We start from the raw sequence: 24,694 nt of genomic DNA, 5'->3' as shown, positions 1-24,694 counted from the left end.
GCGGCGCGCGGCCGCACATCACGCGTCAGGCTGCGGCTTCCGGGAGATCCGCCACCAGACGGATCGAGGCGGTCAGCTCTTCCATCTGGAAGTGCGGCTTCAGGAAACACGTCGCACGATAGGCGCCCGGCTTGCCCGGCACCTCGGTGACGTCCACCCGGGCTTCGCCCAGCGGAAAGCGGGCCTTTTGCGCCTGCGATGCCGAGGGATTGATCAGCACGTAATCGGCGATCCAGTTGTTCAGGTAGTTCTCGATATCGGCGCGGGTCTGAAAACTCCCCACCTTGTCGCGCATGATGGCCTTGATGTAATGCGCGAAGCGTGACGCCGCCAGCACGAACGGCAGGCGCGCCGACAGTTGCGCATTGGCGTTGGCGGCATCCTTGTTGTAGACCGCAGGCTTGTTCACCGTCTGGCCGCCAAAGAACGCGGCGTAGTTCGAGCCCTTGGAGTTCACGAGCGAGATGAAGCCCAGATCGCTCAGTTCCTTCTCGCGGCGATCCGTGATGGTCACTTCCGTCGGACACTTGAGGGCGACATCGCCTTCGCTGGTCTTGTAGGCATGCGCAGCGATACCGTCTACCTTGCCGCCGCCTTCCACGCCGCGGATCGCGGTCGCCCAGCTGTATTTCGCGAAGGCATCGGTGATGCGCAGACCGAGCTGGTAGGCCGAATTCGCCCACAGATACTTGCCATGATCGGTGCCGTCGACATCCTCCTCGAAATTGAACGATTCGACGGGTTTCGTCCTCGCGCCATATGGCAGACGCGCGGCGTAGCTCGGCAGGACCAGGGAGACATAGCGCGAATCTTCGGACTCCCGGAAGCTGCGCCAGGTTGCCAGTTCAGCGCTTTCGAAGATTTTCGACAGATCGCGCGTGACGCCGAGTTCGGTATACGCCTTGATGTCGAAGAGGCTTGGCGCGGCCGCTGCAATGAACGGCGCATGGGCTGCCGCGGCCACGCGGGAGATGCGCTCCAGCAGCGCGACATCCTGTGGATGGCGGCCGAACGAGTAGTCGCCGATCAGCAGCGAATACGGATGGCCGCCGAACGTGCCGTACTCTTCTTCGTAGACCTTCTTGAACAGCACGCTCATATCGTGATCGACAGCCGACTCGAGATCCTTGAGCAGATCCTTCTTCGAGACGTTGAGCAAGCGCAGCTTGAGATTGGTGCCCGTTTCGGTGCCGTACACCATGTCGTGCATGCCGCTCCATGAGCCTTCGAGCGCCTGGAATGCGGGGTCGTGCATGATCGCATTCATCTGGTCGGTCAACAGGCGGTCGATTTCGGCGACACGCTCGTGGATCATCGCCACGACGCTCTTGTCCGGGCTCGTGCGCATGCCTTCGTCGAGAATCTGCGACGCGAGCTGACCAATCAATTTCTTTGCGTAGACGCCTTGTGAAGGCTCGACGGCCATGTTGCCTTCCTGAACGATACGGTCAAGCAGGCTCAGCTCGCTCAGTTGCGTGGTCGTCCCGGCTACTGCGCCGTCGACGGCGGAATTCGTTTCCATCTGGATCACCCTTGGGAGTTCATTGCGTCAGCGACGCGGAAGTTGTTTCCGTCAGGCAGACGGCGTGTCTTCGGCCACCGGCGCGGCCGGCGCGTCGCCCGCGTTCGCCTGGATATGAACCTTCTTCAGTTCTTCTGCATCGAGAACGATGCGCTCGAGAATCGAATCGAGTTCGTCGTTGCCGTCGAGCTTCGCGAGCAGGTCCCTCAACTGCTGGCGTGCTTCCACGAGCTTTGCAAGGCGCGGTACCTGGAGCACGAGGTTGTCCGGGTGGAAGTCCGGGAACCGGCTGAAATTCAGCTCGACTTTCAGATTGCCTTCGCCCTTCATCGTGTCCGGCACGCTCAGGTCGAGGCGCGGTGCGATCTTGCCCATGATTTCGTCGAAGTTGTCCCGATCGATTTCGACGAAACGGCGCTCCTTGAGCTTGGGCAACGGCTCGGCCGGCTGACCCGACAGATCGGCCATCAGGCCCACCACCATCGGCAATTCGCGCTTTTCAATGGCGTCCCCAAGCTCGACGTCATAGGTGATCTGCACACGCGGCGGCCGATTGCGCCCGACCCAACCCTGCAAACTATTTGACATGAACCCCTCCGAGAAAACTCGTGTGTGTGGAAAATCGTTCACTCGCGTCGAGTCCCGCGAGCGCCAGGAAAGAGAATGAGGACTAGAACGAAGCGCCGCTGATGACTGCGGGATCGCAGCGGATCATCGGGTCCGGGGCGCGCTGCGCCTCGAACATGGCCGCCCGGGCTTTCATGGAGGCGAACGCCGTCGTGGTGCGCGCGACCGTCACGGCGAGGCTGATCGCCGTCAGCCTCCTTGCCGGCGGCTGCGGTTGCTGTCTGGATTGGCGCATGGTCCGTTACCCGAGAATTTTCAGAACTTTTTATTGACGTCGGTCTGAGGCCATGCCTGAGCGGATTGACAGCCGTTTCGCTGCGCAGCGCGTGTGATCCATTTTTTTACCCCGTTGGCCATTTTTTTAAGAATTGGGCCGAGTATATTGACGCGAGCCGCTCTCATCTGTCGCACAAATGCGCTACACCGGCCGCGCTCCCATCCGCTGGTAAAATCCTCTCCTTATGTACGCGCCCCCTACCAGCCCGGAACCTCTGCCTATCCACGTCGCCATCGTCGAGGACGACGCCGGCTTCGTCGAAGCGTTGTGCAAGGCGGTGGAGGGTGCACCGGACATGCGGCTGACGGGTGTCGCCAGCTCCCGTGCCGATGGACTGGCGATGCTGGAGGGCCCCCCGGCAGATGTGCTGCTGGTCGACCTGGGGTTGCCCGACGGCTCGGGGATCGACGTGATTCATGCGGCGGCGCGGCAATGGGCCGCCTCCAGCATCATGGTCAGCACCAATTTCGGCGACGAAACGCACGTGATGCGTTCGATCGAAGCCGGTGCGGCCGGCTATCTTCTGAAGGACAGTTCAGCCGCCAGGATCATCGAGGAAATCCGCAGCCTCGCAAGCGGCGGCAGTCCGATCAGCCCAATCATTGCCCGGCAGATCCTGGCGCGCTTCCGTCAAGGCAGCGGCCCCGTCAGCCCCCCAGGCAAGGAACCGGCCCCGGCTTCTTCACCGCTGCTGTCGGCCCGGGAAAAAGAAGTGCTGGATCTGATTACCAAAGGCTTCACGACACAAGAGATCGCGAAGCTGATGCAGTTGTCCCATTTCACCGTGCGCACCTTCGTGCGGCGCATCTACAGCAAACTCAAAGTCACGTCCAAGGCGGAGGCGATCTATGAAGCCAGGACGCTGGGACTCCTGTCCGACTAGGGAGCGTTGGGTATGGGCCGCGCCGCTTACAAAAGACGATGGAAACCAACCGTGAAAGCAATGGCGTGACCCACCTTCCTGCGCGTTTCCTTCCTAATGCGATACTCTCGTTTTCGATAGCGTTGCTGATCGCCGTCAGTGTCTGGTACACGGGCACGGGCGGAACCCAATCGGCAAAGGCCACCGTCCATCTCACACAGGCGCAATGGCAAAGTACCGACGCGCCGGACTACAGCCCCCCGCCCATGGCGCTTGACAGCAGCACGCTGCCGGGCGCATGGCATCCCGTGACGCTTCCCTCCCAGTTGCCCGCGAACAGATCGCATCCAGTCGGCGCAAGCTCGGCCGCCCTTGCCGCCTCTGGCGTTCGCACCACGTGGATCAGGCTGTCCGCGTCCGGATTGCGCATGCCACCCGGGCCGTTGGCGCTCTACCTCAGCCGTATCAAGACTGACGGCACGATTGCGGTGTATGTCGACGGCAAGCTGGTGCATCGCGCACAACAGCAGGGTCCGCTATGGAACAGCCTGTTCACACCCCAGTGGATCACGCTGGATCACGACACCGGCGACGCACCGTTGAACGAGATTCTTATCCGTATCGAGCACCCCGCCCAGAACCCGGTGGCATCGTCTTCGCTGTGGGTCGGACCTGCCGACGCGTTGCGGGGCCGTTACTACATGCGTCAATGGCTGCAGCGTGAACTCCCGGCGACGCTGAGCGCGTCGTTCCTGGCCGTAGGCATATTTGCCCTCTTCGTGTGGTTCAACCGTCGCCACGAAACCGGCTATCTGCTCTTTTTCAATCTCGCCGCGACATCCTTTGTCGGGCATCTGCACTATTACCTCAGCCTGCCGATCACCAGCGACTGGTTTGCGTGGCTCACGCTCAACGCGCTCTTCTGGCTGATCCTGGTCGTACATTTTTACCTTTGCCAGATGCATGGCCGACCGCTGAAAGTGCTTACGTGGTTCATCTCCGGCGTCATCCTGCTGCTCACCGTGCTGACGCTGCCCGTCGTCGCGGTAGTGCCGGTACTGCCGAGCACGCCCGTCATCATTCCACTCATCTATGCGCTTGCCCTGGTGCTGGCGGCAACGGTCGGCCTCGTGGGCGTGCTCAGTGCGTGGCGTCGGTCCCGCGAAGCCAGGCTGGTGGCCGCCGGCGTCACCGTCTGCGTACTGCTGGGCGTACCCGACTGGATGCTGTACAACAACGTCGTCAATATCGAGGGCTGGTTTCTGGGCGCCTATACGAATGCCGTGACGTTCGGCGTGTTCGGCATCCTGATGTACCGGCGCTACGTCAGGGCCATCAGCGAGTTCGAACAGATCAACGTGAACCTTGCGCGACGCCTGGGCGAGCGTGAAGCGGAGCTCGAGTTGAGTCATCAGCGCCTGCGCGAGGCCGAGCTTCGGCGAACGATCAGCGACGAGCGCCAGCGGCTGATGCAGGACATGCACGACGGGCTCGGTTCTTCGCTGATCAGTGCGATCCGGTCTGTGGAGCGCGGCGACATCGGCGACGTCAACGTGTCCCAGATCCTGAAGGCCTGCCTCGACGACCTGAAGCTGACGATCGACTCAATGGAGCCGGTCGAAGCCGACCTGCTGCTCCTGCTGGCCACACTGCGCTTCCGCCTGGAACCACGACTGGAAGGAACTGGAATCAGGCTCCTATGGGAGGTGGCTGAGTTGCCCAACCTGGCCTGGCTCGATCCCAGCAGCGCACTGCACATTCTGCGCATCGTTCAGGAAAGCATTGCCAACATCCTGCACCACACCCAGGCGAGCGAAATCCGGGTGAGTACCGCCGTGGAGACGGCGGGCGTAGTCGTGACGATCGAGGACAATGGTCAGGGCTTCGACGTTGAAACGGTCCTCGCCACAGCGGCAGGACGAGGGCTGCAAAACCAGCTGCGCCGCGCTCGTATGCTCGACGGCACCGTTGCCTGGCACTCCGCGCCGACGGGTACGCTTTTTTCACTGCGGCTGCCGCTGGAACGAAATGCGCAGGTGACGTAAGCAGGTGACATCAGCAGGCTGGGTTGTCAGCCCGATCGCGATACCGCCCCTTCCGCCTCGCGCCCGACGTGCATCGCCTCAGTCCAACCAGCCGACAACGCTGCGCAAAGCAGGTCCGAATCCGTTGCGCGCACGGCCTCGCGCGGCCAAAATCGATCCAGCAACCACAATAGCCATAACCTTAGGAATCTGAACTCTGGTACGCTGCGCCCTTTGCCACCGCTTGCACCAGACCCGATGGATACCCCTTTCAATGACCGCGGCGTGTCGGTCACGCGTAACGCCCTTTCGTCGGCCGGCCAGGTCTTTCCGTTGCGCGACATCGTCGACGTACAGGTCGTCACCGTACAGAAGAACAAAGTCCTGCCGTACACGATCTCCCTGCTCGGACTCGTCGGCGCGATTGTCGGCGGGATATTGCGCTCCCCCGTCGGCATGGTGTGCGGCACGATGCTGATCGTCGTCGGCTGGCTCACGTGGGCGACTCAGGACATCACGCACCGGCTGATGGTGCAGACCGGGAACGGCTTGCGCGAGGCGCTCATGAGCACCGACCGCGAGTTCGTCGAGCGCGTCGCCGCGGCCGTGCATGAGGCGCAGACAACCGCCGCGGCGCCCAAGGCCTGAGTGGCGGCGGCGCGCAAAACGCCATGCGCCGCGTTAACACGATTTTGATTCTCGACGCGGCAGCTTTTGCGCGTCGTTGAGGCGCGCGCCGCTAGAGTGGTCGGGTGTCAACAACGCGCGCCGCCTCGCCGGATCGGCGCAATCATGATGCTCACGTCCGTAGCAACGTCTGAAATCTCCGCACTTCGTGCAGGGGCACCGCGCGAATCACGCACACCCCGTCGCACGCATATCGTCGTCCCGCTCGTCATCATCGACGTCATCGTGCCCGGCACTTCGTCGGCAAGCGGACGGCGCGCGTTGCATGCGGCTCTCGGCGACGATCTGCGTCTCTACGTCGTTACCGTCGATCAGCAGCACGAGCGCGTGACTTTTCGTGTCGAAGTCACCTCACGCTCGCTCGACGACGTGATCGGGCTGCTGACAGCCACTCTCGATCGCGCCACGCTTGGCCGCGCACAAGCCACCGTGATCCGCCGCCCGCGCATCTATTGACATAGATCAACGTTTGCACGGGGGACTTGCCAGCCGCCCCCGGATCTTTACACATCTTTGCAATTGCCCGCGGGCGCCCGTGTAGAGTCGCCGCTCCTGTTATCGCGTGTTCCCTCCCGCAGGCCCCCGCAAGCGTCCCGGTTTTCCCCGCTCACGCTGCGGCAATCCAGTGAGATTGCCGCCAGTGCTGTTCGAGTTGTTCAACCCGCAGCTCACCATGCATCGCCTTCGCCTGGGACCCGCCTTTTTGCAAAGCGTGATCCTATGTTCCTGTCGTCTCTCGATGCCGTGCGCCGGCATGCCGGTCCTCGTTTTCGTCTTCGTTTTCGTCTTCAATCTGGTCGTTCGGCCGCAGCGGCGCTGCTCGCGGCCGGTGCGCTCGCCGCACTGACCGGCTGCGCCGTCACCTTCCCCACCCCCGCGCCGCCGGCCCCGCAGGCGTCGCTGATCAACGGCGGCAACGACGGTTTGCTGATTCCGCTGCACGTGGAACGTGCGGATGAAGATCACGCACGTCTCGGTCTGCCGGTCCAGCTCGACGGCAAGCCGGTCTACATGGCGCTCGATACGGGAACGCAAGGCACGCGGGTGTTGAAGTCGGTGTTGCCCGGTTCGAACTATGCAAGCGCCGGCGGCATGACGTCATTGTCATTCCCGAATGGCGTGGAGATTCTCGGCTCGGCCGTCAAAGTGCCGTTCAGCGTGGCCGGCACCACGCCGACGCCGATCGCCGCACAAGCGGTCGACGTCGTGCGCTGCCTGCCGAACGCCCGGAAGTGCGTTGGGATGGACGGCTACAGTGGTGAATTCGGCTGGGCGTTTTCGGGCATCGTGGGGGCCGGGGCTGCGCAACCGGACGATAGCTGTTGCACCCAACCATTGCGCGCGTTGCCAGGCAACATCGGCCAACGATATCTCGTGCATTCGAACTTCGCGAAGCCGTACATGGTGTTGAGCCCTTCGAGCGCCATAACGAAGGACTACACGATGGTGCCGATGGTGGTGGCGAAAGACGGCACGGCGCAATGGCCGCGAGGCTGCGTGAATGTGGGCGACAAGATGACTTTCTGCGCGCCGCTGGTGTTCGCCACCGGCAGCACGGGCATGATCCGGATCGAAACGGACAAGGCGCCTAACTGGACCGGCGACGGCGACGTCGGCAACGTGCTCGACCAAGGCAACTATGAGACGGCTATCGGCACGGGTTCATGGGTGCACCGTTACGAGAAAGCCCAAGTCACGATCGTCAAGGCGAAGCCGGAAGCAAACCGCATCGTGGTCGGCCTGATGGCGATGCAGAACATCGACGTGCTGTTCGATTTCCCGCGCGCGCAGTTCGGTTTGCACGCCACACAGGAGAGCGAACGATTCGCCCCGTGATACTCATCAATCGATAAAAAAGGCCGTGCGAAACAATTCGCACGGCCTTTTCTTATTTGAGCGCGCGTTTGAGCCAGCGTCAAAACCGCGCCTGCGTCACGCCATGTTGAGCGAATTCACGTGCCAGATGTCGCGCGCATATTCGCCGATGGTGCGATCCGACGAAAACTGCCCCATGCCCGCCACGTTCTCGATCGCGCTCGCGGTCCACGCGCGCTTGTCCACGAAACGCGCATCCACCTCGTCCTGCGCTTGCGCAAACGCGGCGAAATCGGCCAGCACCATATAGTGATCGCCCCAATCCACCAGCGTGTGGAAGATGTCCAGGAAGCGCAGCGGATCGTCCGGCGAGAAGAAGCCCGTGCGAATCTGGTCGAGGGCCATGCGCAGTTCCGGATTCTCCTCGTACAGTTGCCGCGGCCGGTAACCCGTGGCGCGCAGGCTGTCCACTTCGTCTGCGGTATGGCCGAAGATAAAGATATTTTCGCGCCCCACCGCGTCGCAGATTTCGATGTTGGCGCCGTCCATCGTGCCGATCGTCAATGCGCCGTTCAGCGCGAGTTTCATGTTGCCGGTGCCCGATGCCTCGGTACCGGCCGTCGAAATCTGCTCCGACAGATCGGCCGCCGGAATGATCAGCTCAGCCACACTCACGCCATAGTTCGGCACGAACACCACCTTGAGGCGATCGCCGATCAACGGATCGTGATTGACCTTCTCGCTGACGTCGCCGATCAGCTTGATGATCGTCTTCGCCATGCGATACGCGGAGGCGGCCTTGCCCGCGAACATCACGACACGCGGCACCCAATCTCGCTCAGGATTCGCACGAATCTGGTTATAGCGCACGATCACGTGCAGCACGTTCAGCAACTGCCGCTTGTATTCGTGAATGCGTTTGACCTGAAGGTCGAACAACGCCTCGGGATCGAAGTGCAGTTTCGTGTGTTGCGCGAGCCGCTGCACAAGCCGCAGTTTGTTCTGCCGCTTCGCTTCATGAAAGGCGTCGATGAACGCGCTGTCGTCGCGCAACGCGCGCAATTGTTCCAGCTCGAACAGGTTGCTGCGCCACTGCTTGCCGATCTGCTGATCGATCAGCGACGACAGCGACGGACTCGCCTGCGCCAGCCAGCGCCGCGGTGTGATGCCGTTGGTGACGTTGGTAAACCGGTCGGGATAGATGCGCGCGAAGTCGGCAAAGATATCGCGCGTCATCAGTTGCGAGTGCAGCTTGGATACGCCGTTCACCTTGTGGCTCGCGACGATCGCCAGATACGCCATGCGCACACGCCGCTGGCCATATTCGTCGACCAGCGAAATGCGGCGGATCATTTCGCCGTCATGTCCCGATTGCTCGCTGACATGTTTGAGAAATCCCGCATTGATCTCGAAGATGATCTCCAGATGCCGCGGCAACAGCCGCGCGAGCATCTCGACGTCCCACGTTTCGAGCGCTTCAGGCATCAGGGTGTGGTTCGTGTACGAGAATATTTTGGTGACGTGCTGCCAGGCCTTGTCCCATGGCTGGTGATGCACATCCACCAGCAAACGCATCAACTCCGGAATCGCCAGCACCGGGTGCGTGTCGTTCAGATGCACCGCGACCTTCTCGGCGAAGCGCCCAAACGTGCTGTGCGTACGCTGATAGCGGCGAATCAGATCCTGCATCGTCGCCGAAACAAAGAAGTATTCCTGACGAAGCCGCAACTCGCGGCCAGCCGAGGTCGAATCATCCGGGTAGAGCAGCCGCGACACGTTCTCGGACATGTTCTTGGTATCGACCGCGTTGCGATAGTCGCCGCGATTGAACGCCCCCAGGTCGAGCTCTTCGGTGGCGCGCGCGGACCACAGGCGCAGCGTGTTCGTCGCACTGGTCGCGTAACCGGGAATCACCGTGTCGTAGGCCGTGGCATTCACATGCTCGGTGTCGATCCACTCGACATGCTCGCCGCGCTGCACCGTGCGCCCGCCAAAGTGCACCATGTACTTGATCTCGGGCCGCGGAAACTCCCACGGATTGCCCGCACGCAGCCAGTAGTCCGGCGCCTCCACCTGCTCGCCGTTGACGATCTCCTGGCGGAACATGCCGTATTCGTACCGAATACCGTAACCGAAACCCGGAATGCCGAGCGTCGCCATCGAATCGAGAAAACACGCAGCGAGGCGCCCGAGGCCGCCGTTGCCGAGCGCCGCGTCCGGCTCGATATTGACCAGCATCTCCATGTCGACGCCGAGACTCGCGAGCGCTTCCTTCATCTGATCGTGAATGCCGAGCGCGAGCAACGCGTTCGTAAACGTGCGGCCAATCAGGAATTCCATCGACAGGTAGTAGACGCGCTTGACGTCCTGCTCATACTGCAGGCGCGTGGTCTTCATCCAGCGCGCGACCAGCCGGTCGCGCACGGCGAGTGCGGCGGCGTGCAGCCAGTCATGGGGGTGAGCGGTGACGGCGTCCTTGCCGACGCCGTACATCATGCGATTGGAAATTGAGCGCCGTAGCGCGTCGACGGTACTGTTGAGCTGGTCGAATTCCAGATCGACGGCTGTCATCGAAGCCTCCGGGAAAAAACGACGCGACATACGCGAACCGCATAGATGACGGACGGGAGGCGCGTGCCGGTCAGGCGGGTTAACAAACAGAGTACGACATTTTACGGCTCGCGGACATCGGCGAACGCGAGCGCAGGCTCACGCACATGCCATGCCCACCGGAACGCGGCGCTTCACGGATTTTGCGCACGCGCGCGGTGCAGACGGCCTGTGCGCAGCACTGCGGGCGTGCATCGGCCCGCAAAACAGGCAAACAATGGTGACGATAAAAGCCGTCCGCATGGGAAGGGCGTGCATGATTATTTTTTTCCACCTGTGACCGGCCGATGAATGCGTTGACGGGGTCAATGCGTGATCAAATCGGTGCGCCCCGTCTGCTGAACGATTATATGAAGTGGTATGTGACAACGAGAGCGCCGCGCGAGTTCGAAGGCGCGATGCGAAATTGACCGTTAGTTGCGTTACCAACTCTCGACCAGGCGCCCCACCCCGCCGGGCTCCCAGCACGATTTCCGAGTCTCTGTAACAATCACTCATTCGCCGCGCGAGCCGCCCGGACCGCTGGACCTGGCCCCTGCGCGCTTCACGCCACGCAACCCTGCCGCCTACGTGCCGCGCCGTCCCTCTGAGGCGCCCGCCGCTGCCGCATGCCTAACCCGACGAGCCACGCCTTGTCCGACAAACCCAGCACCGCCCCTGGCGCGACACTCGACCAGACCCTTCCCGCGGACGGCCCGATGAGCGCCGCCAACCGCCGCGCGATGGCCGCGATCATGCTCGCCGTCGCGCTCGCCACGCTCGATACCGCGATCGCCAACACCGCCCTGCCCGCCATCGCCGCGGATCTGCACGCCGCGCCCGCGGCGTCGGTGTGGATCATCAACGCCTATCAGCTCGCGATGGTCGCGACCCTGCTGCCGCTCGCCGCGCTCGGCGACATCGTCGGGCATCGCAGGATTTATATCGGCGGCATTGCGCTGTTCACGTTAGCGTCGCTCGCGTGCTCGCTCGCCGAGACGCTGCCGATGCTGGCCGCCGCGCGCGTGCTGCAAGGTCTCGGCGCGAGCGCGATCATGAGCGTGAATACGGCGCTGATCCGCTATTTATATCCCCCGCACCGGCTCGGACGAGGCCTCGGCACCAATGCCCTGATCGTCGGCGTGTCGTTCGCGGTCGGACCGACGGTGGCGTCGCTGATTCTGTCCGTTGCCGCATGGCCGTGGCTGTTCGCGGTCAACGTGCCGCTCGGCCTGCTCGCGCTCACCTTCGCGTGGCCGGCGCTGCCGCACACCGAGCGCGGCAAACACAATTTCGATCCGATCGCGGCGCTCCTCAACGTGATCACCTTCGCCGCGCTGATCTTCGCGCTCGGCGAAGCGGCCCAGCGCGCCTCGACGCAACTGGTGCTGAGCGCGGCCGCGATCGCCGTGGTGTTCGGCGTGCTGCTGATTCGCCGTGAAGCCGGCCACCCCGCACCAATGCTGCCGGTCGATCTGTTCAGGCGGCCCGTGTTTGCGTTGTCGGCGGTGACCGCGGTGTGTTCGTTCGCCGCGCAAGGGCTGGCGTTCGTGTCGCTACCGTTCTATTTCGAGGATGTGCTGCATCGCAGCCAGGTCGAGACCGGTTTTCTGATGACCCCGTGGCCCGTAGTGGTGGCATTGGCCGCGCCGCTGGCGGGCAGTCTCTCCGACCGCTATCCGCCCGGCTTGCTCGGCGCGATCGGCCTTGCGGTGATGTCGGCGGGAATGGCCTCGCTGGCGTTGCTGCCGGTGCATCCGCACGTGCTCGACATCGGCATCCGCATGGCGATTTGTGGTGCGGGTTTCGGCTTCTTTCAGTCGCCGAACCTGAAGGCATTGATGGCGAGCGCGCCGCCGGAGCGCAGCGGTGGCGCAAGCGGCATCGTCGCGACGGCCCGGCTGCTCGGGCAAACCACCGGCGCCGCGCTGGTCGCGCTGAGCTTCGGCATCGCCGGCCGGCATGGACCGACACTCGCGCTCAGCACCGGCGCTTTTTTCGCCGGCGCGGCGAGCCTCGCGAGCGGACTGCGGCTGTTCGCGCCGTCACATCGCGCGGGCGTGCACGCAACGGCATCGGCGAAATAAACAGAACGGGCGCACTGCTGTAGCAAGTGCGCCCGTTTTTCACCTACCTGACCGATCGATCAGCGCGCGGCGAAATATCCCTTCACCGCGGCGATAAACGTATCGATATCCGCGCGCGACACGTCCTTATGCGTGACGAAGCGCGACGCATAGAGCATCTGCGTGAGGATGCCGCGCTCCTTGAGCCACGTCTCGAGCGGCGCGCAATCCTGCTGCGGAAACTGCGCGAACACCATGTTGGTCGCGATCGACTGGACCTTCACGTGGTCGATCGCTTCCAGACCGGCCGCCAGATGCGCGGCGTTCGCGTGATCGTCGGCGAGACGCTCGACGTTGTGATCCAGCGCGTACAGACAAGCCGCCGCCAGCACACCGGCCTGACGCATCCCGCCGCCCAGCACCTTGCGCCAGCGATGCGCCACGTCGATCAGCGCCTGGCTGCCGACCAGCACCGAGCCGACCGGCGCGCCCAGCCCTTTGGAAAAACAGATCGAGACCGAATCGAACGGTTCGCACAGCGCCGCGACCGGCTTGCCCGATGCGACCGCCGCGTTGTACACCCGTGCGCCGTCGAGGTGAGCCGACAAGCCGCGCTGCCGCGCCAACTGCACCGCTTCAGCGACGTAACCGGCCGGCAACACCTTGCCGCCGATGGTGTTTTCCAGCGCCAGTAGCCGCGTGCGTGCGAAGTGGTTGTCGATCGGCTTGATCGCGGCGGCGATTTTCTCGAGCGGAATCGACCCGTCCGCGGCATTCTCGAGCGGCTGCGGCTGGATGCTGCCCAGCACCGCCGCGCCGCCGCCTTCGTACTTATAGGTGTGCGCCAACTGCCCGACGATGTACTCGTCGCCGCGCGCGCAATGCGCCATCAACGCCGCCAGATTGCTTTGCGTGCCGCTTGGGAAGAACAGACCGGCTTCCTTGCCGGTGCGCTCGGCAAGCGTTGCCTGCAGACGCAGCACGGTAGGGTCGTCGCCCCAGACGTCGTCGCCCACTTCGGCGGCCGACATCGCCGCGAGCATGGCCGGGGTCGGACGGGTTACGGTGTCGCTGCGCAAATCGATCATGGTGAGCCTTGTGTGTCCCTGGTTTGTGCAAGGCATGACATGCCTGTCACAGCTTGCGATGGCCGGCCCGCGCGCCGCCCGCTCTGCCCATCTGCCTTATCTGCTGCGATGAACAGTGGCCGCGGCTCCGACCGTTGAGCCACACAGTTTATTCAATTAACGCGGTGCTGAGAACCGCGCTAAAAAACCGCCTACCCGCCCGACTTCGGCAGCCATGCCAGCGGATCGACCGGCTGGCCGTTATGGCGCACTTCGAACTGGATCGACGCCACGCCCCGGCTATCCACGCCGACTTCGCCGATGGTTTGCCCTTGCGCGACCGCGTCGCCTTCCTTGACCAGCAGCGTGCTGTTCTGTCCGTAGGCGGTAATCAGCGAGTCGTCGTGCTTGATGATGATGAGCGGACCGTACGCTTCGATCCCCGTGCCCGCGTACACCACCCGGCCGGTCGCGGCCGCCTTGACCGGATCGCCCGGATGGCCGCCGATCACAATACCGTTCGACTTGCCCGGCGCGAAAGTCTTCAGCACAGGGCCACGCAAGGGCCACAGCAGCACGCCTTGCTGCGCGACGTCCGGCGCACCGGGCGTCGCGGCCGGACCATTCTGACCGGCGACGTTGACCGGCGGTGTCACCACACTACCCGACGCCATCGGCGGAGCCACCCTTAGCACCTGTCCCGGATTGACGGGCGAATTCCAGGCAAGGCCGTTCCAGGAGGCAATTTCCTGCGGCTTGCGGCCGTATGCCGACGCAATGCCCGCCAGCGAGTCACCCGGATTGACGCGGTAGTAACCGGCCGGCACCGGGACCGTGGCAAGCGTGGTCGGCCGGGACGGCGTGCTGCTGTAGAACGGCGTGCTTTCCCACGGCATGCTCGTACAGCCGCTGATCATCACGCCGAGTGTCGCCGCGATCAGCAACCGGGTCGCCGTGAATTGCCATTGTCCTGTCATGTGATTTTCCTCGACACGTTGATTCAATCGGATTCAATCAGCCCCAAGCATTTGCCGTACCGCGCAGCGCGAGCGTATCCATTATGCCGCCGTGCGCGCCGGCCAAGCCTTCAGCAGCGGCCCGGGGCAAGGTCCCGTCAGACGCTGCCCTCGGCCTCGACCACCAGAATGCGCGCCACGCCGATTGGATGCGCGACATGTTCGGTGCCCACCGACGCGTAGAACACATCGCCCGTTTCCAGAATCGCCGACTGCTCCACACCACCCTCGCGATAGCGCATCTCCACGCGGCCGTCGAGCACGGCGAACACCTCCTCGCCGTCGTTGACATGCCACTTGTACGGCTGATCGGTCCAATGCAGGCGCGTCGTGATGCCGCGCATATTGGCGATATCGAGCGCGCCCCAGGGACGCGTCGCGGTGAAGCTCCTGCTGCGAATGATCTTCATGGTGGCTAGCGGGTTGAGAAGCAGGCGTTATCGGTACGTTATCGGTACGTTATGGGCGCGTTATCCGTGCCGCATACCGGAGCGTCCGGCCCATCAGGGCCGTGTGCTGCGACTGGCCCCATTATAGGTGTTGCGGCAGGCACGGCCGCCGGTACGCGGGCCGCCGGGCGCATTAGTGTGATTATTGAATCCTTTCAGCCCTCGCCTATACTCACTCATGCTGCCGCCACGCGCTGTAAGCAAAACGCCTGAAATCTGCGAGGAGTTGGGGATGAACAAAGCCACGTTTCTGGCCGTGCAACTCAACGTCGACGATATTGCGGCGTCGCCCGGTTTGGTCGAGTTGCTGAACACGCATCTGGTTTTCGCAGCAGACGTGGCCGAAGCCGCCGACGCGCTGGTCCAGCTGGCCAGCATTGCGGGATTGTCGAGCGGCGTCGAAGCCAGCGTCGAGATTCCGGCTCTGGCAATCGAACGGCTGCGCGAGGCGCTCGACAATCTGAGCGGTTACGACGAATCCTGGTTGCTGGCACTGGAACCCAGCCGCGCGTTGTTCGACGAAATCGGCCGTCGGCATCGCACCCTGCATTAAAGCTGCGCTCGCGGACGGGACGTCCGCACTGCCGCGCACCCCGGTGCTCATCGCGAGGCGCCGCCGGTCCGCCACTTTTCGCTCACCGCCCGAACCGCCAGATTGCCCGGCATGCCGGATCGTCGGCGCCATCTGAAGGTTTCAGGCGAGTCAACCGGAGGAACCGCCGTGAAAAGTCTCCTGAACCGCCGTAGCGTGCTGGCAGGCCCATCGCATCTCGTACAGGTCTCGCGAGAGAACCCCGCTGATTCCGTATCACCCGACGACAGCGAGGAAGCGGCACTGGCCGCGGCGGCCGGCGTCACGCCAGCCGTCGATGCCGGCGGGACGCCCGCATCCAGCCCGGCCTCCGAGCCGGCGCGGCCGGTGACGACGTTACGACCGGTGCCGGTAGTGCCTTCGCAAGTCAGCGCGCGCGGCGTGCAGATGGCCGACACCGCCGAAATCGAATGGCTGGCGGAAGAAGAAGCGCTGACGCCGTTCCGCGTATTTCGCAGCTTCGCCTATTCGGTGAGCCTGCTGTTTCACGCCAAGGAGTTGACGTACTACGTCGCGCTGTATCAGGACGGCTCGCTGTGGCGCGCGCTCAAAGCCGCCGACCTCGAAGCCGCGGAAGCCACCTTCCACCACTTCGAGGAACAGGCCACGCGGCTTTCGGACGGCGAAACGCGCCGCGCCCAGCTCGAGGCGCAAAACGAACAGCTGGCGCGCATGATCGCCCGCTCCGAGGCGCAGGCCGAACGGCTGCGCACGGATCTGCAACGGCGCAGCGCACAGGAACAGACGGTGTCGAACCGGCAGCATCAGGTGCGCAAGGAGGTGTCGCAACTTGAAGCGCAGCGCGTGGCCGCGCAGGCTCATCTGAACAAGGCACATCGGCAGATTCACCAGCTCAATCTGACCAGCAGCGAAGGGATTCCGCATTTGCCGAACCGTTGATGCGTGCGGTGAGATTGAGACGGAATTGAACTAACGGCGAAACAGCGCCGTAAACGACAAAACGCCGCCCGGCAATTCCGGGCGGCGTTCTTTTTTCATTACTCGCCGCCAATCAGCGTGGCGGCATTTCCATCAGCTTCAGCGCGATTTAGTTACCGAAGTAGACCGAGTTACGGTCGTTGCCGCTCACCGGACGGCCGGCTTGCGAGGTGCCTGCCATCGGTGCGCCGTAACCGCTGTTCACGGCTTGAGCGGTGCCGTTCTGCGCGTCGACACGTGCTTGTGCGGCTTGCAGGTTAGCCGGGTAGTCGACATGGTCGCCGATCGGGTTGTAACCGGCCTTTTCGAGTTGCACCAGTTGGCTGCGGACGTCAGCGCGCGTGAGCGGCTGGTTCGATTGAGCAAACGAAGCGACAGGAGCAACCAGAGCGGCGGCGACGACAACTGCAGAGATAAGGGTCTTCATGATGTAAACCTCCAGAACTTGTAGTTAATGCGCTTTGGGCTTGTTGTCCGTAGCGCTTAAGTAGAAGTTTAGGAGCGTCAGCATCTAGGGGAAACCCCTAAAACGACGAAACTCTATTTCGATTTCGGCAACAGTAGACGGCTTGGGGTATCGTCATACTATCTGTCTGATAGCTTTCAGCAACAATTGTCCATGCCGATTTCAATCGGCTGCACAGCCCGGCGCGCCTTACCTCAAGCGCACGCCGGGCCGTGATTCAAACGCTCAGTTCCAGTTCGCGTGGAAGCTGCCCGGCTTGTCGATACGCTCGAACGTATGCGCGCCGAAGAAATCGCGCTGTGCCTGCACCAGGTTCGCCGGCAGGCGTTCCGACCGGTACGCATCGAAATACGCCACGGCCGATGCAAATGCCGGTACCGGCACACCCGCATTGATGGCGGCAATCACGACTTCGCGCAATGCCGACTGATAGCTCTTCGCGATGTCGCGGAAGTACGGATCGAGCAGCAGATTGGCGATCGCCTTGTCTTTCGTATAAGCGTCCGTGATCTTCTGCAGGAAGCGGGCGCGGATGATACAGCCGGCGCGGAAAATCTTCGCGATTTCGCCATAGTCCAGATCCCACTTGTACTCTTCCGAGGCTGCCCGCAATTGCGCGAAGCCCTGCGCGTACGAAATCACCTTGCTGAAGTAGAGCGCGCGGCGCACCGACTCGATGAAAGCGTCACGCTCGGCGGCAAGCGGCTTCGCTGCCGGCCCTTCCAGCACCTTGCTCGCGGCTACGCGCTGGGTCTTCAACGACGACAGCACACGTGCGAACACGGCTTCCGTAATCAGCGGCAGCGGTGCGCCGAGATCGAGCGCGTTCTGGCTGGTCCACTTGCCCGTGCCCTTTTGCGCTGCGCGATCGAGGATCACGTCGACCAGGTCCTTGCCGGTTTCCTCGTCTTTCTTGCCGAAAATCTTCGAGGTGATCTCGATCAGATAGCTATCGAGTTCGCCCTGATTCCATTCGGTGTAGACCTTGCCCAACTCTTCGTTCGACAGGCCGACCACCTGCTTGAGCACCGCGTAACTCTCGGCGATCAGTTGCATGTCGCCGTATTCGATGCCGTTGTGCACCATTTTCACGAAGTGGCCCGCGCCGTCCGGTCCCATGTAGGCCACGCACGGCTCGCCGTCCGGCGCCTTGGCGGCGATCTCAGTGAGGATCGGGGCGACGAGATCGTAGGCGTCGCGCTGGCCGCCCGGCATGATCGACGGGCCTTTCAGTGCGCCCTCTTCACCGCCCGACACGCCCGTGCCGATGAAATGCAGGCCGGCTTTCGCCAGTTCCTGATTGCGGCGGATGGTGTCGGTGAAGTGTGTATTGCCGCCGTCGATCAGGATGTCGCCCTTGTCCAGCAGCGGCTTGAGCGAAGCGATCGTGGCGTCGGTCGGCTCACCCGCCTTGACCATCAGCAGAATACGGCGCGGTTTTTCCAGCGACTCCACGAATTCTTCCAGCGTGAAGGCCGGCACCAGCTTCTTGTCCGGATATTCGGCGATGAGTTCGTCGGTTTTTTCGCGGCTACGGTTGTACACCGACACCGCGTGGCCGCGGCTTTCGATGTTGAGCGCCAGATTGCGGCCCATGACCGCCAGCCCCACCACGCCGATTGCCTGTTTGCCCATGTGAATTCTCCAGAGTCCAATGAATGTCGAGACGCCACGCCGGAATGAACGTCGGCGGGACGTCGAGGGTGAAAGGATAAAAGAAATGCCGGCTTACCGCTCGCTGGCGCTCATCGGCATTCGACGAACGGGGTTTCCACTGCAGGCGAGCCTCACGATACTTTGTGCGGCGCCGCGTCCAGGCGTTTCCTGAACACCAGACTGAAATTGTTGGCCGGCATCGCGAGCGGCTCGTCGCAGACCAGCCCAACCGATGCGCCTAACGCTACCACGGCCTCCATCTCGCGCACGCCCCACGCCGGGTCGCGGCTGCGCAACTGCTGATCGAACGCCTCGTTGCTCGGTGAGGTGTGCGCGCCGCCGCGTTTGTAAGGTCCGTACAGATACAGTACACCGCCCTCGGCCAGGCGGCGGCTCGCGCCGTCGAACAGCGCTTGCGTCGCGCTCCACGGCGAGATGTGAATCATGTTGATACAGATCACGGCGTCGAAACGGGTCTGCGCGCCAACGCCCCAATCCGCCTGATGCACGTCGAGGGCGAGCGGTGCGCGCACGTTCGCCAGCCCTTCGTGCGCGATCCACGCCGCAATCGAAGCACGCGCATCCGCGTCGAGATCGCTCGGTTGCCAGTCGAGGCCGGGCAACGCACCGGCGAAACAGACAGCGTGCTGGCCCGTGCCGCTCGCGATTTCCAGCACACGGCCCGTGGCGGGCAGCACCTCGCGCAATGCGGCAAGAATCGGTTCGCGGTTGCGTTCGGCGGACGGCGAGCGTTGCCGCAACGCCGGATGGGAATCAGTCATATTCACTTTCTTTCAATACAGCGTCGTGCGGATGCGTTCGGCAAATTCACGGTCATAGGTCACCGCATCGAACTGCATGCCGTTGATGCGCCGATGGATCTCGCCCGCACTCGGCAGACGCGAGCGTTCGACATGATGCGCCGGATCCCACAGTTTCGAGCGCACCAGCGCCTTCGAGCAATGAAAATACACCGCGTCGACGTCGATCAGCAAAACGGTGCGCGGCTTTTTACCCTCGACGGCGAAACTGTCCAGCAATTCCGGATCGTTGGAAATGCGGCCGCGGCCGTTCACGCGCAAACTTTCGCCAACGCCCGGAATGATGAACAGCAGCGCCAGATGCGGCTCGACGATGATATTGCGCAGACTGTCGATGCGATTGTTGCCGAGGCGGTCCGGCAGCGCGAGCGTGCGTTCGTCGATTACGCGCACGAAGCCCGGCGCGTCGCCGCGCGGTGAACAGTCGAGGCCTTCGGGACCGGCGGTGGCGAGCACGACGAAGGGCGCGATCTCGATGAACGCGCGATAGTCTTCGTTGACGTAGGGAATCTCTTTCTTCACGGCGCGCTCGTGGGGCTGACCGTAGATTGCTTCGAGCTGTTCGATCGTCGTCAACATCGGCGTTCCTTTTGTGTGGCGGTTGTTCTTTGTGAAGGCGGCGCTGCGTGGGATCGAGATTATCGGCGATTTACGCGGACCGCGCGATTCGGGCGGCCAACATGGCCGAGAACCGAGCAGACGCGGCCGCGCGTTCAGTCCAGCGCCAGACGGCCCGCGAGCGCGGTCAGCGTGTCGGCACAGGGCGCGATGATTTTCAGCGACAGCAAAGGATCGGCACGTGTGCGCCCCAGATTGATCGCAACGATCGGCTTGCCCTGCTTCTGCGCCCACACGCAAAAGCGGTAGCCCGAATAAACCATCAGCGACGAGCCGACCACCAGCACGGCGTCCGCCGCATCGAGCGCATGCGAAGCCGCTTCGACACGCTCGCGCGGCACGCTTTCGCCGAAGAACACCACCGCCGGTTTCAGCAAACCGCCGCAGTTCGTGCACGCCGGAACGCGGAAAGATTCGATATCGTGCCACTCCAGATGTGCGTCGCCATCGGCAGCGGTTTCGGCAGTCACGTTCAGCAGCGCGGGATTGTCGGCTTCGAGCGTCTGCTGGATCGACGCGCGCGAGTGCTGCATCCCGCAGTCCAGACATGTCACACCGTCAATGCCGCCGTGCAGTTCGATCACCTCGCGGCTACCCGCCCGCTGATGCAGGCCGTCGACGTTCTGCGTGACGAGCGTCGGCACGTGGCCTGCCGCCTCGAGCCGGGCCAATGCGGTATGCGCGGCATTGGGCTGCGCGTCCGCCACCACCGGCCAGCCGACCATGCTACGTGCCCAGTAGCGCTGGCGCATCGCGGCCGTGCCGAGAAATTCCTGCAGCGTGATGGGCGGCGAACGCTTCCACGCGCCGTTGTCGTCGCGATAGCCCGGAATGCCGGAGTCGGTGCTGATGCCCGCGCCGGTCAGCACGAACAGACGCGGATAGCGCTGCACGAACATATGCAGGTCGTCCAGCGTGTGCGATTCGGTGAAAGGTTCGATGTGCGCGGACTGAAGATCGGTCATGACGGGGATGGGGTGTGGCTGCGGCCTGAGTGTAGAACCTGAAACAGCGCTCAGCGGCGCGTGCGCGGCTTGCCCGGCCGCTCACGCGCTGTTCGCATTGTCGAGGGCGCCTGCGGTGCCTGGCGCGTTTGCCCCGTTTGCCGCGTTTGCCATTCGGCGAGCGCGGATTGATAGCGCTCGAGCGCTTCATCGTAGAGATCGAAGACACACGGATTGCAGCCGCTATGACAACAATCGTCGAGGTCGGGCTGCACGGGCGGCACCGGCTGCGGGTCGTCCTTGGGTGTGGCTCGGGGCACGGCGAATCGCTCTTTCGAAAGGCGGGAAGCGCTCAGTATAAGTTGATCTCCCGCACGGCGCGCGGCGGCGGTTCGACCTGAACGCGTGTTGTCAAGCCACGCCGCCAGACCGCCCCGCCATGCTGCTCGCGCCGTGAACACCGCGAACGTCGCGCCGCCCGCTCAGCCCCTGCCGACGAACGGCATCTTGCTCGCCATGATGGTCATGAATTGCACATTCGCCGACAACGGCAACTCCGCCATATGCAGCACCGCGTCGGCGACGTGCTGCACGTCCATCAACGGCTCGACCGCGATTTCGCCGTTCGCCTGCGGCACGCCGCGCGCCATCCGCTCGGCCATCTCGGTGGCGGCATTGCCGATGTCGATCTGCCCGCACACGATGTCGTACTTGCGGCCGTCGAGCGAAACCGCTTTCGTGATGCCGGTAATCGCGTGCTTGGTCGCGGTATAGGCAATGCTGTTCGGCCGCGGCGCATGCGCGGAAATCGAGCCATTGTTGATGATGCGCCCGCCTCGCGGCGTCTGCGTTTTCATCAGACCGAAGGCCGCGCGCGTGCAGAGAAATACGCCGGTAAGATTGGTGTCGACCACCGAGCGCCATTCGTCGATATCGAGTTCGTCGATGTCCACCGGCGAGCCGTTGCGGCCCGCGTTATTGAACAGCACATCAAGCCGGCCTCGCCACGCGCGGATCGTGTCGAACAGCGCGGCGACGCTGCCGGCATCCGTCACGTCGCAGGCTACGGCGAGCGCGTCGCCGCCGCGCTGCCGCGCTTCTTCGAGCACGGCGTCGAGCGGCGCCTGGCGGCGCCCGGCAAGTACGACGCTATAGCCATGTTCCAGCAGCCTGAGCGCACAGGCCCGGCCGATGCCGCTGCCCGCGCCCGTTACCAGCGCCACTTTCCTGATTTCCGTTCCTGTCACCACGCATCTCCTCGTTTCACAGACTGGCTGCACACGACACGTCTGACAAGGCCACGCCGTCGATCAATCCAGCGCGCGGTCGTTCGGGTTCGCGAACAGCGACTTCATATCCGCCGAAAGCGGATAGTTCAGGTTGATGCCCTTCGGCGGAATCGATTGCATGAACCACTTCTGATACATCGTGGCCGCTTCGCCCGAGGTTTGCAGCCGCGCAATCACACCGTCGGCGAGCTTCTTGAAGCCCGGGTCTTCCTTGCGGAACATGCAGCCATACACTTCGGACATCGGCGAGGTGCCGGTGATCAGATAGTCGTTCGCATCCGCCTCTTTGGCTTTAGCACCATACAACAGCGGATCGTCCATCACAAATGCGACGGCACGGCCCGTCTTCACGTTGAGGAACGATTCCGCGTGATCTTTCGCGCTGATCAGGCGCATGTTCATGCCCTTCTCGCTGTTCATCTGCCGCAGCAGGCGTTCTTCGGACGTGCCTGCCGTCGTCACCACGGTCTTGCCGGCGAGATCGGAAAAGTCCTTTACGCCCGAGCTCTTCTTCACGATCATGCGCACGCCGTACTGAAAGAAACTGTTCGAAAACGCGGCCTGATTGTCACGATCTTTGGTGTGGGTGGTCGAACCGCATTCAATGTCGATGGTGCCGTTCTGCACCAGTGGAATCCGGTTTTGCGACGTGATCGGCACTTCCTTCACTTTCAGGTTCGGCAGGTTCAGTTCTTTTTTCACCTCATCGACGATCTTCAACGCGATCGCCTGCGAGTAGCCAATCACCTGCTGCTGTTCGTCATAGTAGGAAAACGGCACAGACGATTCACGTACGCCGAGTGAAATCACGCCGGTTTCGCGGATCTTTTTCAGCGTGGCGCTCGGCTCTTCGGCGTATGCGGCGCTGGTCAGCGTCGAGGCGATGGCGATCGAAGTCAGTGCTGTTGCGAGTTTCATGACGTCTCCTTTCATGTGTGCCGAAGTGGCGCGTAGTAGTTAGATGCGTTTGCCTTGTCGTGAGGCGGGTGAATAGCGGGTGAACCAGAGATGAACTGCATGCTGCCGTATTGCGTGCGACGCCTAGCGCTGCCACGCGTAGGCGCTCAGGTCGAGCGGCGGTGTGCGGCCCGCGATCGCATCCGCGATCACGCGCGCGCTGCCGCAGGCCAGTGTGAAGCCGAGCGCGCCGTGCCCCGTGTTGAGCCAGAGATTGCGATACGGCGTAGTGCCGAGCAGCGGTTTGCTGTCCGGGGTAGCCGGACGATGCCCGCACCAGGTCTCGGCAACCGCATAGTCGCCGGCGTCCGGGAAGATTTCCTGGGCCTGGCGTTTGAGCAGGGCGAGACGCTTGTCGCGTTGCGCGACGCTCATGCCCGCGATCTCCACCATGCCGGCAATCCGCAAGCGCTCGCCAAGCGGCGCGTACACGACCTTGCGATGCAGATCGGTCACGCTGACGCGCGGCGCGCGACCTGGCGTGCCGGGCACGGTCAGGCTATAACCGGTGAGGGGATACATCGGCAGCCGCATGCCGAGTGTGCGCAGCAAGGGCGCGCTGCCGTTGCCCAACGCCACCACGAATGCATCCGCGCGGATTTCGCCTCGCGGCGTGCGCGCCGCCACGACCTGCCCGCCTTCGGTAAGCATCGACTCGACCGGCGTTGCATAGTGAATCGCCACGCCATAGCGCGCCAGCAGCAATCCGGCGAGCGCCACGCCGAAGGTGTAGCAGTCGCCCGCTTCTTCTGACGGCGTATGAATACCGCCGGCCAGCAGCGGCTGCGCGCGTTCTAGCGCGGGCTCCAGCGCCACGCAGGCGGCAGCATCGAGCGCGCGCTGGTCGGAATCCGCGGCCGCCAGATAAGCCATCTTGCGGCGCGCCGCCTCGAACGCCTGCGCATCGCGATACACGACGAGCTTGCCGTTGCGCACATAATTGAAATCGATGGCTTCGCGTTGCACCAGTTCGTGCAACGCGGCCCGGCTCAAGGCACCCAGTTGCAGCATTTCCATGGCCGTTTTTTGCGCGCGGCTACCGCGGCATGCCAGCAGAAACGACAGGCACCAGCGCCATTGCTGCACATCGAAACGCGGGACAAAGCGCAACGCGGAATCCCGCTGCAGCAGCCACGCGGGTAGGTGCGGCAACACCGACGGATCGGCAAGCGGCGCAACATAGCTGTAGCTCAGCTGGCCGCCGTTCGCGAAGCTGGTCTCGAGCGCCGCGCCGTCGCGGCCTTCGAGAATCGTCACGTCATGGCCGTCGCGCGCCAGTTGATACGCGCTCGTCAAACCCACCACGCCTGCGCCAAGTACACACACCCGCCTTGCCATCCACACCTCAGGAGAATCGTTCGCCATGAGTGTGGCGCGACGAAATGCGCACATCAAATGAGCAGATGCACGT

The 24,694-nt window shown here is 63.2% G+C and carries 24 protein-coding genes; 8 read left to right on the top strand and 16 right to left on the bottom strand.

Annotated features, from left to right (window positions below; genetic code table 11):
- Window positions 1-25: 25 nt before the first annotated feature.
- The 3 genes from tssC to BCY88_RS13510 form a co-directional block, all read right to left on the bottom strand.
- Complete coding sequence (gene tssC / locus BCY88_RS13520; RefSeq protein ID WP_120344732.1) at window positions 26-1,522, bottom strand: type VI secretion system contractile sheath large subunit; 1,497 nt, start codon at window positions 1,520-1,522, stop codon at window positions 26-28.
- A 51-nt stretch (window positions 1,523-1,573) separates the two neighbouring features.
- Window positions 1,574-2,110, bottom strand: coding sequence for a type VI secretion system contractile sheath small subunit (tssB, locus tag BCY88_RS13515; protein WP_120344731.1), 537 nt, complete (start codon window positions 2,108-2,110; stop codon window positions 1,574-1,576).
- An 82-nt stretch (window positions 2,111-2,192) separates the two neighbouring features.
- On the bottom strand, window positions 2,193-2,384 hold the full coding sequence (locus BCY88_RS13510; protein WP_120344730.1) for a hypothetical protein: 192 nt from the start codon (window positions 2,382-2,384) through the stop codon (window positions 2,193-2,195).
- A gap of 226 nt (window positions 2,385-2,610) precedes the next feature.
- Here BCY88_RS13510 and BCY88_RS13505 point away from each other — a divergent pair, with 226 nt between their 5' ends.
- The 5 genes from BCY88_RS13505 (at window position 2,611) to BCY88_RS13485 (ending at window position 7,835) form a co-directional block, all read left to right on the top strand.
- Entirely contained in the window at window positions 2,611-3,309 is a 699-nt protein-coding gene (locus BCY88_RS13505) for a LuxR C-terminal-related transcriptional regulator (protein WP_120344729.1), read from the top strand.
- Window positions 3,310-3,374: 65 nt separating this feature from the next.
- Window positions 3,375-5,333 (top strand): sensor histidine kinase, encoded by a 1,959-nt coding sequence (locus tag BCY88_RS13500; protein ID WP_183081375.1) that lies wholly within the window; start codon window positions 3,375-3,377, stop codon window positions 5,331-5,333.
- 237 nt (window positions 5,334-5,570) lie between these two features.
- Entirely contained in the window at window positions 5,571-5,960 is a 390-nt protein-coding gene (locus BCY88_RS13495) for a DUF6232 family protein (RefSeq protein WP_120344727.1), read from the top strand.
- 144 nt (window positions 5,961-6,104) lie between these two features.
- On the top strand, window positions 6,105-6,455 hold the full coding sequence (locus BCY88_RS13490; protein ID WP_120344726.1) for a hypothetical protein: 351 nt from the start codon (window positions 6,105-6,107) through the stop codon (window positions 6,453-6,455).
- A 264-nt stretch (window positions 6,456-6,719) separates the two neighbouring features.
- Window positions 6,720-7,835, top strand: a complete 1,116-nt coding sequence (locus tag BCY88_RS13485) for a hypothetical protein (RefSeq protein WP_120344725.1) — start codon at window positions 6,720-6,722, stop codon at window positions 7,833-7,835.
- A gap of 96 nt (window positions 7,836-7,931) precedes the next feature.
- Here the strand turns inward: BCY88_RS13485 and BCY88_RS13480 are convergent, their stop codons facing one another.
- The gene (locus BCY88_RS13480) at window positions 7,932-10,385 is read right to left on the bottom strand and encodes a glycogen/starch/alpha-glucan phosphorylase (protein ID WP_120345004.1); all 2,454 of its coding nucleotides are present in this window, start codon (window positions 10,383-10,385) and stop codon (window positions 7,932-7,934) included.
- A 737-nt stretch (window positions 10,386-11,122) separates the two neighbouring features.
- On the opposite strand from BCY88_RS13480, the gene BCY88_RS13475 reads away from it, so the two are divergent.
- Window positions 11,123-12,490: an MFS transporter gene (locus tag BCY88_RS13475; protein ID WP_183081374.1), complete on the top strand. Its 1,368-nt coding sequence runs from the start codon at window positions 11,123-11,125 to the stop codon at window positions 12,488-12,490.
- Window positions 12,491-12,549: 59 nt separating this feature from the next.
- Here BCY88_RS13475 and ltaE read toward each other — a convergent pair whose 3' ends face one another.
- The 3 genes from ltaE to BCY88_RS13460 all read right to left on the bottom strand — a co-directional run bounded on the left by ltaE (window position 12,550) and on the right by BCY88_RS13460 (window position 14,962).
- Entirely contained in the window at window positions 12,550-13,557 is a 1,008-nt protein-coding gene (ltaE, locus tag BCY88_RS13470; protein WP_120344723.1) for a low-specificity L-threonine aldolase, read from the bottom strand.
- A 191-nt stretch (window positions 13,558-13,748) separates the two neighbouring features.
- Window positions 13,749-14,513, bottom strand: coding sequence for a peptidoglycan DD-metalloendopeptidase family protein (locus BCY88_RS13465; protein WP_120344722.1), 765 nt, complete (start codon window positions 14,511-14,513; stop codon window positions 13,749-13,751).
- Window positions 14,514-14,650: 137 nt separating this feature from the next.
- Window positions 14,651-14,962 carry a cupin domain-containing protein gene (locus tag BCY88_RS13460; protein WP_120344721.1) on the bottom strand — a complete coding sequence of 104 codons (312 nt, stop codon included), beginning with the start codon at window positions 14,960-14,962 and terminating at the stop codon, window positions 14,651-14,653.
- A 271-nt stretch (window positions 14,963-15,233) separates the two neighbouring features.
- Between BCY88_RS13460 and BCY88_RS13455 the strand changes: the two genes are divergently transcribed.
- Both BCY88_RS13455 and BCY88_RS13450 read left to right on the top strand, forming a co-directional pair.
- The gene (locus BCY88_RS13455; protein ID WP_028198298.1) at window positions 15,234-15,554 is read left to right on the top strand and encodes a hypothetical protein; all 321 of its coding nucleotides are present in this window, start codon (window positions 15,234-15,236) and stop codon (window positions 15,552-15,554) included.
- Window positions 15,555-15,722: 168 nt separating this feature from the next.
- On the top strand, window positions 15,723-16,493 hold the full coding sequence (locus BCY88_RS13450) for a DUF2968 domain-containing protein (RefSeq protein WP_120344720.1): 771 nt from the start codon (window positions 15,723-15,725) through the stop codon (window positions 16,491-16,493).
- A 148-nt stretch (window positions 16,494-16,641) separates the two neighbouring features.
- Here BCY88_RS13450 and BCY88_RS13445 read toward each other — a convergent pair whose 3' ends face one another.
- The 9 genes from BCY88_RS13445 to BCY88_RS13405 all read right to left on the bottom strand — a co-directional run bounded on the left by BCY88_RS13445 (window position 16,642) and on the right by BCY88_RS13405 (window position 24,648).
- Window positions 16,642-16,959 (bottom strand): DUF4148 domain-containing protein, encoded by a 318-nt coding sequence (locus BCY88_RS13445; protein ID WP_120344719.1) that lies wholly within the window; start codon window positions 16,957-16,959, stop codon window positions 16,642-16,644.
- 264 nt (window positions 16,960-17,223) lie between these two features.
- Complete coding sequence (gndA, locus tag BCY88_RS13440; protein ID WP_120344718.1) at window positions 17,224-18,633, bottom strand: NADP-dependent phosphogluconate dehydrogenase; 1,410 nt, start codon at window positions 18,631-18,633, stop codon at window positions 17,224-17,226.
- 152 nt (window positions 18,634-18,785) lie between these two features.
- Entirely contained in the window at window positions 18,786-19,436 is a 651-nt protein-coding gene (locus BCY88_RS13435; RefSeq protein WP_120344717.1) for a DUF938 domain-containing protein, read from the bottom strand.
- A 12-nt stretch (window positions 19,437-19,448) separates the two neighbouring features.
- Window positions 19,449-20,054, bottom strand: a complete 606-nt coding sequence (locus BCY88_RS13430) for a pyridoxamine 5'-phosphate oxidase family protein (protein ID WP_120344716.1) — start codon at window positions 20,052-20,054, stop codon at window positions 19,449-19,451.
- A 134-nt stretch (window positions 20,055-20,188) separates the two neighbouring features.
- Complete coding sequence (locus BCY88_RS13425) at window positions 20,189-21,058, bottom strand: NAD-dependent protein deacetylase (RefSeq protein ID WP_120344715.1); 870 nt, start codon at window positions 21,056-21,058, stop codon at window positions 20,189-20,191.
- Between the two features lie 50 nt (window positions 21,059-21,108).
- Window positions 21,109-21,357 carry an oxidoreductase-like domain-containing protein gene (locus tag BCY88_RS13420; protein ID WP_120344714.1) on the bottom strand — a complete coding sequence of 83 codons (249 nt, stop codon included), beginning with the start codon at window positions 21,355-21,357 and terminating at the stop codon, window positions 21,109-21,111.
- Between the two features lie 162 nt (window positions 21,358-21,519).
- Window positions 21,520-22,284 carry an SDR family oxidoreductase gene (locus BCY88_RS13415; RefSeq protein ID WP_120344713.1) on the bottom strand — a complete coding sequence of 255 codons (765 nt, stop codon included), beginning with the start codon at window positions 22,282-22,284 and terminating at the stop codon, window positions 21,520-21,522.
- Between the two features lie 63 nt (window positions 22,285-22,347).
- Entirely contained in the window at window positions 22,348-23,244 is an 897-nt protein-coding gene (locus BCY88_RS13410) for a glutamate/aspartate ABC transporter substrate-binding protein (RefSeq protein WP_120344712.1), read from the bottom strand.
- A 123-nt stretch (window positions 23,245-23,367) separates the two neighbouring features.
- Window positions 23,368-24,648 (bottom strand): D-amino acid dehydrogenase, encoded by a 1,281-nt coding sequence (locus tag BCY88_RS13405; RefSeq protein ID WP_259461383.1) that lies wholly within the window; start codon window positions 24,646-24,648, stop codon window positions 23,368-23,370.
- Between the last annotated feature and the right edge of the window lie 46 nt (window positions 24,649-24,694).

The organism is Paraburkholderia fungorum (assembly GCF_003610895.1).
Classification (GTDB): Bacteria; Pseudomonadota; Gammaproteobacteria; order Burkholderiales; family Burkholderiaceae; genus Paraburkholderia; species Paraburkholderia fungorum_B.
The sequence above is the reverse complement of the archived record's forward strand: the minus strand, read 5'-3'. Positions and strand labels throughout refer to the sequence as shown.

Bases quoted from the DNA above. Each gene is read 5' to 3' on its own strand.
- tssB (WP_120344731.1), bottom strand. From the start codon at position 2,110: ATGTCAAATAGTTTGCAGGGTTGGGTCGGGCGCAATCGGCCGCCGCGT.
- BCY88_RS13425 (WP_120344715.1), bottom strand. From the start codon at position 21,058: ATGACCGATCTTCAGTCCGCGCACATCGAACCTTTCACCGAATCGCAC.
- gndA (WP_120344718.1), bottom strand. From the start codon at position 18,633: ATGGGCAAACAGGCAATCGGCGTGGTGGGGCTGGCGGTCATGGGCCGC.
- BCY88_RS13445 (WP_120344719.1), bottom strand. From the start codon at position 16,959: ATGAAGACCCTTATCTCTGCAGTTGTCGTCGCCGCCGCTCTGGTTGCT.
- BCY88_RS13480 (WP_120345004.1), bottom strand. From the start codon at position 10,385: ATGACAGCCGTCGATCTGGAATTCGACCAGCTCAACAGTACCGTCGAC.
- BCY88_RS13405 (WP_259461383.1), bottom strand. From the start codon at position 24,648: ATGGCGAACGATTCTCCTGAGGTGTGGATGGCAAGGCGGGTGTGTGTA.
- BCY88_RS13475 (WP_183081374.1), top strand. From the start codon at position 11,123: ATGAGCGCCGCCAACCGCCGCGCGATGGCCGCGATCATGCTCGCCGTC.
- BCY88_RS13430 (WP_120344716.1), bottom strand. From the start codon at position 20,054: ATGTTGACGACGATCGAACAGCTCGAAGCAATCTACGGTCAGCCCCAC.
- BCY88_RS13510 (WP_120344730.1), bottom strand. From the start codon at position 2,384: ATGCGCCAATCCAGACAGCAACCGCAGCCGCCGGCAAGGAGGCTGACG.
- BCY88_RS13495 (WP_120344727.1), top strand. From the start codon at position 5,571: ATGGATACCCCTTTCAATGACCGCGGCGTGTCGGTCACGCGTAACGCC.
- BCY88_RS13460 (WP_120344721.1), bottom strand. From the start codon at position 14,962: ATGAAGATCATTCGCAGCAGGAGCTTCACCGCGACGCGTCCCTGGGGC.
- BCY88_RS13455 (WP_028198298.1), top strand. From the start codon at position 15,234: ATGAACAAAGCCACGTTTCTGGCCGTGCAACTCAACGTCGACGATATT.
- BCY88_RS13465 (WP_120344722.1), bottom strand. From the start codon at position 14,513: ATGACAGGACAATGGCAATTCACGGCGACCCGGTTGCTGATCGCGGCG.
- BCY88_RS13410 (WP_120344712.1), bottom strand. From the start codon at position 23,244: ATGAAACTCGCAACAGCACTGACTTCGATCGCCATCGCCTCGACGCTG.
- tssC (WP_120344732.1), bottom strand. From the start codon at position 1,522: ATGGAAACGAATTCCGCCGTCGACGGCGCAGTAGCCGGGACGACCACG.
- BCY88_RS13490 (WP_120344726.1), top strand. From the start codon at position 6,105: ATGATGCTCACGTCCGTAGCAACGTCTGAAATCTCCGCACTTCGTGCA.
- BCY88_RS13485 (WP_120344725.1), top strand. From the start codon at position 6,720: ATGTTCCTGTCGTCTCTCGATGCCGTGCGCCGGCATGCCGGTCCTCGT.
- BCY88_RS13505 (WP_120344729.1), top strand. From the start codon at position 2,611: ATGTACGCGCCCCCTACCAGCCCGGAACCTCTGCCTATCCACGTCGCC.
- BCY88_RS13435 (WP_120344717.1), bottom strand. From the start codon at position 19,436: ATGACTGATTCCCATCCGGCGTTGCGGCAACGCTCGCCGTCCGCCGAA.
- ltaE (WP_120344723.1), bottom strand. From the start codon at position 13,557: ATGATCGATTTGCGCAGCGACACCGTAACCCGTCCGACCCCGGCCATG.